Annotated in this window: 8 protein-coding genes; 2 read left to right on the forward strand and 6 right to left on the reverse strand. The window is 71.4% G+C overall.

Features of this window, described 5'->3' with window-relative positions; genetic code table 11:
- Positions 1-435: 435 nt before the first annotated feature.
- Genes ACTWPW_RS07290 through ACTWPW_RS07305 form a run of 4 tightly spaced genes read right to left on the reverse strand, consistent with a single transcriptional unit; the run spans position 436 to position 6695 of the window.
- On the reverse strand, positions 436-1272 hold the full coding sequence (locus ACTWPW_RS07290) for an ABC transporter permease (RefSeq protein ID WP_375110305.1): 837 nt from the start codon (positions 1270-1272) through the stop codon (positions 436-438).
- Positions 1269-2273 (reverse strand): ATP-binding cassette domain-containing protein, encoded by a 1005-nt coding sequence (locus tag ACTWPW_RS07295; RefSeq protein WP_443168249.1) that lies wholly within the window; start codon positions 2271-2273, stop codon positions 1269-1271. The genes ACTWPW_RS07290 and ACTWPW_RS07295 overlap by 4 nt, the downstream gene beginning before the upstream one ends.
- 56 nt (positions 2274-2329) lie before the next feature.
- On the reverse strand, positions 2330-6370 hold the full coding sequence (locus ACTWPW_RS07300; protein WP_443168250.1) for an AAA family ATPase: 4041 nt from the start codon (positions 6368-6370) through the stop codon (positions 2330-2332).
- A gap of 13 nt (positions 6371-6383) precedes the next feature.
- Complete coding sequence (locus ACTWPW_RS07305; protein ID WP_375110308.1) at positions 6384-6695, reverse strand: trypco2 family protein; 312 nt, start codon at positions 6693-6695, stop codon at positions 6384-6386.
- A 165-nt stretch (positions 6696-6860) separates the two neighbouring features.
- Here ACTWPW_RS07305 and ACTWPW_RS07310 point away from each other — a divergent pair, with 165 nt between their 5' ends.
- Entirely contained in the window at positions 6861-7406 is a 546-nt protein-coding gene (locus ACTWPW_RS07310) for an SMI1/KNR4 family protein (RefSeq protein ID WP_443168251.1), read from the forward strand.
- 64 nt (positions 7407-7470) lie between these two features.
- Here the strand turns inward: ACTWPW_RS07310 and ACTWPW_RS07315 are convergent, their stop codons facing one another.
- Together ACTWPW_RS07315 and ACTWPW_RS07320 are read right to left on the reverse strand one after the other, a co-directional pair.
- Positions 7471-8778 carry a vanadium-dependent haloperoxidase gene (locus ACTWPW_RS07315; protein ID WP_443168252.1) on the reverse strand — a complete coding sequence of 436 codons (1308 nt, stop codon included), beginning with the start codon at positions 8776-8778 and terminating at the stop codon, positions 7471-7473.
- Positions 8779-8864: 86 nt separating this feature from the next.
- Positions 8865-9083 (reverse strand): hypothetical protein, encoded by a 219-nt coding sequence (locus ACTWPW_RS07320; protein ID WP_443168253.1) that lies wholly within the window; start codon positions 9081-9083, stop codon positions 8865-8867.
- 92 nt (positions 9084-9175) lie between these two features.
- Here ACTWPW_RS07320 and ACTWPW_RS07325 point away from each other — a divergent pair, with 92 nt between their 5' ends.
- Complete coding sequence (locus tag ACTWPW_RS07325) at positions 9176-11737, forward strand: glycoside hydrolase family 2 protein (protein WP_375110312.1); 2562 nt, start codon at positions 9176-9178, stop codon at positions 11735-11737.
- The last annotated feature ends 10 nt before the right edge of the window (positions 11738-11747 follow it).

Genomic DNA, 11747 nt, shown 5'->3' on the forward strand with positions numbered 1-11747 from the left:
GGTTCCATGCCGTGGACGATCGTCGCGGAGTCGGTCTCCCTGACGGCGTACGCGTACCACGCCCCACCGGAAGCCGTCCGGTACGGCGAGGAGCTGTTCTCCCTCGTCGGCGGCCACGACGTGCTGTCCGCGGAAAGCCCCGTCATCGACTACCCGTTGTGCGGCTCCATGCTCTTCGCGCTCGGCGCCTGGGGGCTGCTGCGGGATGCCATGCCTTCCGGCGACGCGATCCGGTTGCTGGTGCTGGCCGAGCGGTTCGCGTACAACGGCATCGTGCCGAGCATGACCTTCGAGCGGATCGAGCCGTACGCCGAGCGGGCAGCGCCGGGGATGATCGCCACCGTGCGAGCCGGGTACGGCGACCGGCGCGGCTCCGACCTGCTCGACGAGGCGCGGGATCTCGTCGAGCAGGTCTCCGGCCGTGGCGGGCGGGGGTCACATGTGCCGCTTGTAGCTGCGTACCGACAGGGGCGCGAAGATCGCGATGACGATCAGGCACGCCAGGAGCGTCCAGGCCACCTCCCCGCTGACGAGGGCGCCGTTGGCGAGGTCGCGGGCGGCCGTGACCAGGTGTGAGACCGGGTTGACCCGGACGAACGCGGCCAGCCAGCCGGGCAGGGTCTCGACGGGGACGAACGCGTTCGACAGGAACGTCAGCGGGAACAAGATCATCATGGAGATGCCCTGGACGGCCTGGGCGCTGCGGGCGATCGTGCCGACCCAGGTGAAGACCCACGCCAGCGACCAACCCGTGACGATCGCCAGCAGGATCGCGGCGAGCACGCCGCCCACTCCGCCGCCCGGACGATAGCCCATCACCAGGCCCATGGCGAAGGTCAGCGTGGCCGCGATCGTGTAGCGCAGCAGGTCGGCGACCATCGGGCCGGCGAGCGGCGCGATCCGGGCGATCGGCAACGACTTGAACCGGTCGAAGACGCCCTTCTCCATGTCCTCGCGGAGTTGCGTGCCCGTGGCCATGCACGTCGTCAGCACGGTCTGGGCGAGGATGCCGGGGATCATCAGCGGGAGGTAGCTCTCCACGTCGCCGGCGATGGCGCCGCCGAAGATGAAGGCGAACATCGCGGTGAACAGGATGGGCTGCAGCGCCACGTCGAAGAACTGCTCCGGGTTCCGGCGCATCTTCTTGAGCGCCCGCCACGCCATCGTCAGGGTCTGGCCGACCGTCTCCCCCAGGGAGACGCGCCGGTGGGCGGACGCCACGCGGTCGGCGGCCCGGACGGCCTCGCGGGCGGGTGCGATCGTGGTGCTCATCGGTTCTCCTCCGTGCCGGTCCGGCCGTCGCCGTCCGTCTCGTGGCCGGTGAGGACGAGGAACACCTCGTCCAGGCTGGGCTTGGCCACGCTGACCGAGGAGATCGACACCCCGGCGGTGCGCAGCGCGATCAGTACGTCCGCGGCCAGGTCGGCCTGGTCGAGTGCGACGTTGAGGCGGCCCTGCTCCGGGCTGAGCACCGGGTCGGAGCCGAGGACGCGCCGTACGACCCGCACGGCGGTGGGCACCTCGTCCGGATCGGCGAGCAGCAGCTGGAGGGCGGAGTTGCCGACCGCGGTCTTCAACTCGTCGGGGGTGCCCTCGGCGACCTTGCGGCCGTGGTCGATGACGGCGATGCGATCGGCGAGCTGGTCGGCCTCGTCCAGGTACTGGGTGGTCAGCAGCACCGTGCAGCCGTCGGCGACCAGGCCGCGGATGGTGTCCCACATCTGGCCGCGCGTGCGCGGATCGAGCCCGGTGGTCGGCTCGTCGAGGAAGATCAGCGGTGGCTTGGTGATGAGGCTGGCCGCCAGGTCGAGGCGCCGGCGCATGCCGCCGGAGAAATGCGCGATCGGCTTGTCGGCGGCCTCCTCCAGGCCGAACTGGCCCAGCAGGTCGGTGGCGATGCGCCGGGCGCGCGGCGCGGCGATGCCCTGCAGGCGGCTGAAGAGCCAGAGGTTCTCGCGGGCGGTCAGGTTCTCGTCGACCGACGCGTACTGTCCGGTGACGCCGACCAGCTGGCGAATCACGTGCGGGTTGCCGGCCACGTCGACCCCGAAGATCTCGGCCCGGCCCGCGTCGATCTTCAACAGGGTGGCCAGCATGCGTAGTGTCGTGGTCTTGCCGGCGCCGTTCGGGCCGAGGACGCCGAAGATCTCTCCGGGGCGTACCTCGAGGTCGATCCCGTCGACGGCTCGGTGCTCGCCGAACGTCTTGGCCAGCCCCTCCGCACGTACGGCCAGGTCGGTGTCCCCGGTACGTTCGAGTTCTGTGGTGCTCATGGCTTCACTCTCGGCGGCCCCGGTTTCACGGCACCCTCGGCCAGGTTTCACCGGTTCTACGGACCGACCCCGAGTTGTGCCGCGATCTCGTCCAGGCACCGGGGCTCCAGCCCGGCCAGCGGGGTGATGATCTCGCTGACGAAGCCGCGGGCGAGTGAACGTCTGACCAGGTCGGGGGACGGCCGGCCACCGGTGGCCGCGGCGAGTGCCAGGCAGTAGGCCGCGTCCTCGTCGAGGTCGTCGATGACGGCGACCGCCTCGCGCTGGAGCCCTGCTTCGAGCATCGCCTCGACCAGCCCGGTGAGCACGCTCCCGGCCGGCACCTCGGCCAGCCGGCCGGCTTCGACGCGGTAACGGTCCCACAGACGCAGGCGGACGACCGCCTCCACCGGTACGGTCACGGTCGTCGCGACGCTTCCCGTCACCAGAACGGCGTGCTGCGCCAGGTCCAGGAGCGTCCGGTGCTCCTCGGCGAGCCCGGTGGCCCGGCAGGCGGCGGCCAGCCATGGACGGGCCCAGATGCCGTCATCGAAGGTCAGGGTCAGGTCCGCGATTCGGGTGAGCTCGGCCGTGAAGTCGCGGCACAGGGCCTGGTGACCGGAGTCGCACAGTTCGACGACCATCGCGGCCACCCGCTCCTGCCGGCGCGCGACGTCAACAGGGGAACCGGCGCCTGACTCGCGCAGCAGCGAGATCGCTCCGGCGATGTCATTCGACAACAGATGCCCACGCACCCTGAGGGCAAGGGCCCGGGGGTCGCCCGCGTTCGCGGCCAGGTTCATCGCCTGGTCGATGCGCCCGGTGCGCAGGAGCAGTTCGACGAGATCGCCGCGGACGCGGGATCGCCATCCGCCCGTGCCCGGCTCGTCGACGTTCTCGACGCCTTCGAGCACCAGGTCGATGAGCAGGTCGAGGTCGGCTGACGGGCGGTCGCCGAGGGCCTCGGCGGTGCCCAGGAGGATGTCGATCCGGTCCATTTCCTCCGCCTGGAACGCCGCGGCGATCGCGAGAGTGTGCTCCAGACGGCCGAGGGACGCGGCCGCCGTCGCCACCGGGGTCGCCTCCCACCTGGCCTTGTGGTCATTGACGTCACTCAGCACCGTGCGCAGCGCCAGGTCCATGGCCGCCTCAGCCAGCTCCGTCCTCCCGGCGCCATCGGCGGCGCGTGCGAATGCCGCCAGGACGGCAGGAGACGCCGCGCTCACGCTCTCCTCGAGTGCCGCGCCGATCTCTCCCACCACGGGGTCGGCGTCCTGGGGTGTGCCGCTGTCGAGGATGGCCAGCGCGGTTTCGGAGAGGGACTCCGCCCGGATGACGGGGTCGGCGATGTCCCGTCCGAGGGAGGTCGCCAGAAGCAGGTGCCCGTTGTTCCGGGCGGACGCCGCGGCCTGAGCCAGCAGGTCGTCGCGCTCTCCGGGCGTCGCGGCCGCGCTCTGCCGGGGATCGTGACCATGGGCGGCGAGAGTGGTGTGGACGAGCCTGCCGGGATCGTGGAACTGGAGGGCCGCCGCGTCCGAGGGCAGCAGGCCGAGCAGGTGCCGAGCCCGTTCCTCGTCCTGGTAGGCCGCCGACTCCACGAGTTCGGCCGCGGAGAACTCACGGTTCAGCGCGGCGAGAAGCACCTCCGGTACGTTCCGGCGTCCTCCCTTGGCGAAATGGTCTTCGCAGGCGCGCAGCAGGGCGATTCTTCGGTCATCTCGGTCCAGGGCCGAGAGGAGGCGGAGCAGGCGGTCGATCTCGCCGAGGGCACCGCACGCTTGGGCGAGATAGCCGTATATGTCCGGCCGGTCCTCGTCATCGGCATGGACGACGGCCTCCTCGACCAGGTCCCGCGTCAGCTCCGGGTCGATCTCGGCCAGGGGACCGGCGACCGTGACGATCGACCAGGCCCGCTGATGACCGGACAGGCCGTGCAGATGATCGGTGACGATTCGACGGGCGATGCCGGCGGCATCGGGCTCGCCCTGTCGTGCCAGGGCGAGGGCCGCGTGCATCGCATGCTCCACTCGCTCCAGCTCCAGCCTTCCCGGTACGGCCATCGCCTCCAGGACGAGACTCCGGGCCTCGACCGGCCGGGAGCCGAACAGGGACTCCCCGACCGCCAGCAGGGCGTCCGCGCGCGAATAGGCGTTCTGGAGCGTACGGGCCAGCTGGACCCCTTCCTCGGTCCGGCCGAGCCGTACCAGGAGCAGCGGATACGAGGAGGGCACCCGGCGGCTGTCGTCCTCGATGCGCATCCTCAGCAGGGAGACCCGGGCCAGCATGGTGAGGTCGCAGCCCGGGTCCGCCGCGAGCAGCCTGGACGCGTGCGACACCTCGGACAACGCGGCCAGATCGCCACCGGTCCGGCGGCGGAGCAGGGCACGCCGCTCGGGCGAAGCCAGCCTGGCCAGGGTGTGGCCGGCGCCCTCGGCGAGCAGGAGGGTCGGGTAGGCGTCGGTCAGGTAGTCCGGCGTCTCGTCGGGCCACCCGGCCTCGGCGAAGCCGAGCGCCCACGCGTCGATGGCGGCGCGGGTGTGCGCGACCTCCTCCTGGTCCAGATCCTCCCGTACGGTGGCCACCAGGGTGTCGTGCGCGAGCGTGTACCTGGTCGTCCGGCCGGGCCGCGGCTCCACCACGCGGGAGAGCTCCCGTTCCAGGGTCCGGCGGATCGCCAGCGGGGCGTCGTGGGTCAGCGAGGCGATGTCCCTGCTGCTCAGCGCGCCGCCGGCGACCGCCGTCGCGGTCAGGACCCGGCGCGGCAGCGGCTCGGTGAGCACGTGATCCAGCTCCTGGCGGGCGCGCAGGAGCAGGCTGGTCGCCAGGGGGAAGGGCTCCAGGACCCGGCGGCGGCAGCCGCGCAGCGGGTGGCTCCCGTCCACGTCCAGGGGAACGTGGGGGTGGCGGCTCGTCACCAGGACGTGCGCCGTCGTCCCCAGGCCGGTCGGCAGCTGCGAGGCGATGCTGGGCTCGGCAAGCTCCCGGAAGTCGTTCTCGTCCAGGCCGTCGACCATCAGCACCAGGGGACGTCCGCGCCGCTCGTGGTCCCGCACCGCGCGTTCCCAGAGGCTGAGGAAGGCGGCCGCGTCCGGTTCGGCGGGCGGGAACTCACCCAGCAGGGCCGCCAGTTGCTCGCACACCGCGCGGTGGAACTGCTGGACCCGCATCTGCCCGTCACGCCGGGAGATGACGAACGACACCATGTCCATCTCGGGATGGGCACCCGTGGCGAAATGCGTGACCAGTGACGTCTTTCCCGCCCAGGGCCCGGCGACGAGCAACAGGTACGGCTCCGGCCCGGTCGCGAACGCGGTGAGCTCCGCGAGCTCCTCCTCCCGCCCGGTCAGCTCCGGGCAGCGGGCCGCGTACTGGCGCAGGAGCGCCTCGTAGGCCGGGCGACGCCGCTCCTCCGCCGGTTGGGGGACGCTGATCCGCTCCGGTACGACGCCGTGGCCGGCCAGGAGCGCGCGTGCGGCCGCGGTGCTCGGATCGGGCTCCCGCTCGGATTCCGCACGCGGTTCGTACATGCCGATCGCGGCGGCCAGGCGTACCGCTTCGAGACCGCCGGAGCGCGCCGACTCCACGACCACGCCGACGGCCGAACCCTGGCAGACGACGGCGGCACCCGAGAAACCGCTCCAGTCACGCGCCTCCAGGAGGCGCCCGTCCGCCCGATGCAGGGCCAGGCGCCCCCGCTTCACGCTCGAACCCAGCGGGATGAACCCGTCGATCTGGTCGCTGTCACGCCAGGTGGCCCTGTCGCCGTCTCTCCAGGTCCGGTGGCGGGGAAACCCGACCGCGGTGAACGGCAGCCGCCCGTGGGAGCCCTCCGGGACGACCCCGACGGCCACGGGAGCGAGCTCGCCGAGGCGGACGTCCGGGGCGAGTTCGACCAGCGCGATGTCCGCCCGGACGCCCTTCCAGACGGTCCGGCCGGCCACCGTGATCTCCTCCGGGCCGCCTCCGAACAGCCGTACGCTGACCGCGGTCCCACCCTCGACGACGTGCCCGGCCGTCACCACCAGGGACGTGGCCAGCCGCAGCCCTGAGCCGTACCCCGTCGCGCCCGGCCGCTCGACCAGGACCTCGACGCACCGTCCGACGAGCGAGCCGACCATGCGGGACACCGTCTCAACGCGGCAACTCGGGCAACCGGTCGGTCACCGAGAGCGGACGGCCGTCCTCGTCGGTAGGCGTGAGGGTCATCCGGACCCGCTGGGTCCGGACGCCGCTCCGCTTGCCCTCAGCACCCAGTTCGGCCACCCACAGCTTCAGCCCGCCCTTCCCGCCCGCTTCCCGCGTCACAGCGACCTCGAACTCCAGCTCCACGGCCCCGACACCGAACCTCACCCCACGCCCCTGCCCATCCTCCTGCGCCGTCTCCAGCTGGTCGCGGAGCACGCGGATGTAGTCGGCCAGGGGGACACCCTCGGACTCGTTCATCAGATCACCCATCGTTGGTCAGGTCCGCCGGACATGATCCCAATGGTGACCCAAGACGGCCTGCGGCACCCGGTCTTCGGCTCCCTCCAGCCACCGCCGACTTCCATCTTCAGCGATGGAAAACGCCGCACGTTCATGTCGTCGGGGTGCCGTACGGTGTACGCCATGATCACCCCCGACGGTCCGCGTTACCCCTGGGCCGGCCTTCTCCGTACCGTGAACCGCAGGATTCACGAGCGGCATGAACGAAGCGTGGCTTCCGCGCCGCCGCGGTCCCGGCACCTCGTGGAAGCACATCGTCCTCCGGAATGGCTGGGGACGACGGGTGTCGGCGAAGAAGAGCTGGCGCGGCACGAAGAACGGCTCGGCATCCGCCTGCCACCGAGCTATCGGGAATTCCTCCAGATCTCCAACGGCTGGGACGTGGAGAGCTATTCGTGTCTGCATCTGCTGCCTCTGGCCGAGGTCGGCTGGACCCGTGACGTTGACCCTCACCTCGCTGAGACATGGGGCGACCCCATGGGCGACACCCTCTACCTCTCGGAGTACATCGACGGCCAGGTCTGTCTTCTCTTTCCGGGCGTGGTGGCGCCCGACGGGGAATGGCAGGCGTGGGACTTCGCCACCTGGCATCCGGGAGTGCTCGAATACCGATCGTTCTGGGATCTCATGACGCGCATGTGTCCGGAGTTCGCGTCGGAGGCTTCGTGATCCGGCCGTCCACGCCACCAGCTGTGCATCGTCCGAAGCCGCCCAGGACCTGAGATGACGGCGGTCAGTGCCCGTGGGGCCGGAAGTAGTGCCTCACCATGTACGCGGTGACCTGCTTGCCGATCTTCGCGCCTGCCACGTCGGCCGTACGCGTGTGGATGCCGCCCCAGACGCGGGCGTTGACGACCTCGGCGAGCGCCTGCGAGAAGCTACGGAAGTGCCGGGTGGTGCCCGAGTCGGCGCTGTAGCCGCTGAAGGGGATGTTGTCCCGGCCGAAGAAGTGCGCCAGCGCCGACATGCTCGCCCCGGTGAAGCAGGTGTGTCCTGACGTGAAGTCGGGGTGCGGCGGCGTGACGAGCAACGGCATCCAGCCGGGATCGCCCGCCGTGTCCGGGTTGCCGTCGTCGTCGGCGAGCTGGATCGCGGTGACCGGCCGCCAGAAGTTCCACGCCGCCTTCTCGTTGTAGCAGGCGATCGTGGCGTCGGCCTCGGCCATGTCGACCATCGCGAACATCCGCGCCGTCTGGAGCGTGCTCAGCCGCTGTTTCGTGGCGAGCTGGCGCTTGATCTCCCATTCGGCCAGGTGCCGGTCGTGCCACCAGATCGCGGCCTGCGTCTGGTCGGCCGTCCTGACCGTGCTGGTCGCCGAGCCGATCGCCTTGACCTCGTTGAAGTCGCGGGTGTAGCGCTCGCTGGTGAGCGACGGCGGGCCGGAGGTGCGGAACATGGACGCGCTGGGCAGGAGGAACGGCTTGAGGTGGGCGACCCAGGCCCCGTCGGAGGCGTTCGTGGGAGGCGCCGGCCGCCACTGGCCCGGCTGGGTGCCGACGGTCCAGGTCTGGTTGCCGAAGGCCCCGTCGTTCGCCCGGGCGGCGATCATCGCGGCGGCCGCCTGGTTGCCCACGGCGATCCCGCGTTGCTTGGCGGCGCCGTCGGGGATGGCGGCCAGCGACTCGTCGTACTGCGTCCGCAGCCTCGCCTCCTGGGCCGGGAACAGCGCGCTGAGCACGCCGAAGCCGGCGGTCGCGACGGCCGCGGGCGTCGACGCGGTGCCGCCGGCGGGCGGGGCGACCAGGTACGGCCGGTAGGGGGTGCCGGCGATCGCGTTCACCGCGTCGTAGACGGCGCCGTGGACCATGGCGAAGCTGCGTGCCTGGACCTGCGGCTGCTGACGGGCGATGTCCCAGATCGCCGTCTCGGCGTTTCTGTCCCAGACGATGACGGCATTCTCCGGCGCGGGAGAATCCGACGCGTGCGCCGACGACGAGCCGAGTCCGATCGGCGTCCCCGCGGCGACGACTCCCGCGACGGCTAAGCAAATGGCCTTGCGCCGCAGGACAGCCGCCCTGCCCGGCTCACGTGATTCAAGCATGCGAGCAAACTACTCTTCAGGTCACACGCGTTACAGCGGCCGGAATTTGGAATATCGATAATGGCTTGACCGAAATTCCGAAATGCTTATGACATCGATGCCACCCGCTCCTGGTCCTCGAGGAGGCTCAGGACCGTGGCGACGTCGTCGGCGCTGACCGTCTGGTGGAGGCCCTTGTGGATCTCGTCGTCCGCGAGCCGGACACCGCGCCGGGTCGCGTAGAGGACGCCCTCGTCACTGTAGAAGAACGACCAATCGGGGAACGCGGTCCGTAGTGCATCGACATCGTGACCCACTGTAGTCATGTCGTTACTCTAGCGGCCGGGCCGGGAGCCGGTCCAGAGGCCGGAACGAGAGCCCCTGGATCGTGTGGGAACGATGCCATATCGTACGGAGCATGACGTCCGTCTCCGTTCTCGACGAGGGCTGGGAGTTGCGGGGTTACCTCGGCGACGACTGGCAGTTGCACCGCGCCCAGCTGCACGCCCGCGACGGCCGGGACACCGGAGGGTGGGTGCCCGCCCGGGTCCCCGGGAGCGTCCTGGCCGACCTGCTGGCCGCGGGCCAGGTGCCCGACCCGTACGTGGGCCGGCAGAGCCTGCTCTCCGAATGGGTGCCGCAGCGCACCTGGGTGTACCGCACCCGCCTGCGCACCCCCGCCCTCGCCCCCGCGGAGCGCGCGTTCCTGGAGTTCGACGGCATCGACTACGCGGCCGCCGTCTACCTCGACGGGCACCGGATCGCGACCCACGAGGGCACGTACGTCCCGCTCGTCGTGGAGGTGACCGACCTCCTCGGCCCCGGCGAGCACACGCTGGCGGTCGTCATCGATCCCGCGCCCGTCAGCGAACCCCAGGTCGGTTACACCGCCAAGGTCGACGTGCACAAGGGCCGCATGGGCTACGGCTGGGACTTCTGCCCCCGCCTCGTCCACCAGGGCCTGTGGGCCCCGGTACGCCTGCGCACGACCGGGCCGCTGCGGGTGACCGACGTGTGGGCCAGGCCCGTGATCACCGGCGGGACCGGCCAGGTCCGGGTGAGCCTGGCGACGGAGGGAAAGGGCGAGGGCACCGCCACGTGCACCCTGCGTACGGCCGACGGCGAGATCGTGGCCGAGGCCACCGTCCCCCTCGACGGCCGCGACCCGGCCGCCGAGATCACCCTCCAGGTCGAGTCCCCCCGCCGCTGGCACCTCAACGGCACCGGCGAGCAGTCGCACCTCTACACGCTCACCACCACCGTCCATGAGAGGCAGGGGAGGCACGGGAGGCAGGGGAGGCACGGGAGCGACGAGCACCGCCTCCGCCTCGGCTTCCGCGACCTCCGCTTCACCCGCGACCCCGAAGCCCCGCCCACGGCCCTGCCCTACCGCCTGACCGTCGACGGCCATCCCACCACCATCAAGGGCTGGAACTGGGTCCCGGCCGACGCCCTCTACGGCGCCACCGATCCGGCCAAGCTGCGCCACCTCCTCACCCTCGCCCGCGACGCCGGCGTGACCATGCTGCGGGTCTGGGGCGGCGGGCTCATCGAGAGCGAGACCTTCTACGACCTGTGCGACGAGTACGGGATCCTCGTCTGGCAGGAGTTCGCCCAGTCCAGCTCCGGCATGCGCAGCCTGCCCAGCGACGACGAGGTGTTCGTGGCCCGGATGGCGGCCGAGGCCGAGCGGATCGTCCCCACCCGCCGCAACCATCCCAGCCTGGCCGTCTGGTGCGGCGGCAACGAGTTGCAGCGGGCCGACGGCGTGCCGCTGAAGGACGAGGACTCCCCGGTGCTGGCGGCCCTGCACGAGGTGGTGGCGCGGCTCGACCCGGACCGGCACTGGTTGCCGACCTCACCGTCGGGGCCGGTGTTCGGCAACACCTTGGAGAGCGTGCGCACGAGCCCGGAGCAGCACGACGTGCACGGGCCCTGGGAGCACCAGGGGCTCTCCGACCACTACCGGCTCTACGACGAGGGCCGCGGCCTGCTGCTGAGCGAGTTCGGCGTGGAGGGGATGAGCAACCTGCGGGCGATCGAGTCCGTCGTGCCCGCCCCCGAACGACGGCTCCCGACCACCCGCAACCCCGTCTGGGACCATCTCGGCCGCTGGTGGAACAACGAGCCCCTGGTGCAGGAGGCGTTCGGCGGCGCCATCGGGGATCTGGCGACGATGTCCAGGGCCGGCCAGTTCCTCCAGGCCGACGGCCTGCGGTACGCGATCGAGGCCAACCGGCGCCGGCCCTCGTGCTGCGGCGTGCTGCCCTGGCAGCTCAACGAGTCCTTCCCCAACGGGTGGTGCACCGCGGCCGTCGACTATTTCGGCGAGCCGAAGGCGGCCTACCACTACGTGCGCCGCGCGTACCGGCAGGTCCATGTGAGCGCGCGGCTCCCGGCGCCGCGCGTGACGGGCGGGGAGTTGAGCGCGGCGGTCTGGGCCTGGTGGGACGGCGGGCCGGCCGCCGTCACCGCGCGGGTCCTCCGCCTCGACGGAAGCCGGGTCGCGGAGGAGCGCTGGACGCCTGCCGCTCCCGGCCAGGTCGGCGAGCTCAGGTGCGCGGTCGATCAGACCTTCCTGCTCGACCTGTCCGTACGGGCGGGCGACCGTACGGCGACGAACCGGTACCTGCTCACGGCCGGCACCGACTTCCGCGACCTGCTCGCCCTGCCCGAGGCCCGCGTCAGCGCGCACGTGGAGCCCCACGGGACGGCGTGGACGCTGCGGCTGAGGCACGAGGAGGGGCCGGCGGTCCCGTTCCTGCGCCTGCTCGACGCCCGCCCGGCCACCGAGCCCGGCTGGGTGCGCTGGGACGACAACGCCATCGATCTGCTGCCCGGCGAGGAGCGCGTCCTGCGCGGCGAGTGGGACGGCGTGCCGCCCGAGGACCGCCGCGTGCTGCTCGACGCCTGGAATCTCGGGCCGCGCGTCTTGATGGAGCCCCCGATATTCCCAGCTAAGGCTAACTATATGCATTAGTCTTGCGACC

This window comes from Nonomuraea sp. KM90, assembly GCF_052246675.1.
In the GTDB taxonomy this organism is placed as follows: domain Bacteria; phylum Actinomycetota; class Actinomycetes; order Streptosporangiales; family Streptosporangiaceae; genus Nonomuraea.

What these genes read in the sequence shown, in the direction of transcription:
- ACTWPW_RS07325 (WP_375110312.1), top strand. Translation starts at nt 9,176, where the DNA reads ATGACGTCCGTCTCCGTTCTCGACGAGGGCTGGGAGTTGCGGGGTTAC.
- ACTWPW_RS07300 (WP_443168250.1), bottom strand. Translation starts at nt 6,370, where the DNA reads ATGGTCGGCTCGCTCGTCGGACGGTGCGTCGAGGTCCTGGTCGAGCGG.
- ACTWPW_RS07310 (WP_443168251.1), top strand. Translation starts at nt 6,861, where the DNA reads ATGATCACCCCCGACGGTCCGCGTTACCCCTGGGCCGGCCTTCTCCGT.
- ACTWPW_RS07315 (WP_443168252.1), bottom strand. Translation starts at nt 8,778, where the DNA reads ATGCTTGAATCACGTGAGCCGGGCAGGGCGGCTGTCCTGCGGCGCAAG.
- ACTWPW_RS07305 (WP_375110308.1), bottom strand. Translation starts at nt 6,695, where the DNA reads ATGAACGAGTCCGAGGGTGTCCCCCTGGCCGACTACATCCGCGTGCTC.
- ACTWPW_RS07295 (WP_443168249.1), bottom strand. Translation starts at nt 2,273, where the DNA reads ATGAGCACCACAGAACTCGAACGTACCGGGGACACCGACCTGGCCGTA.
- ACTWPW_RS07290 (WP_375110305.1), bottom strand. Translation starts at nt 1,272, where the DNA reads ATGAGCACCACGATCGCACCCGCCCGCGAGGCCGTCCGGGCCGCCGAC.
- ACTWPW_RS07320 (WP_443168253.1), bottom strand. Translation starts at nt 9,083, where the DNA reads ATGACTACAGTGGGTCACGATGTCGATGCACTACGGACCGCGTTCCCC.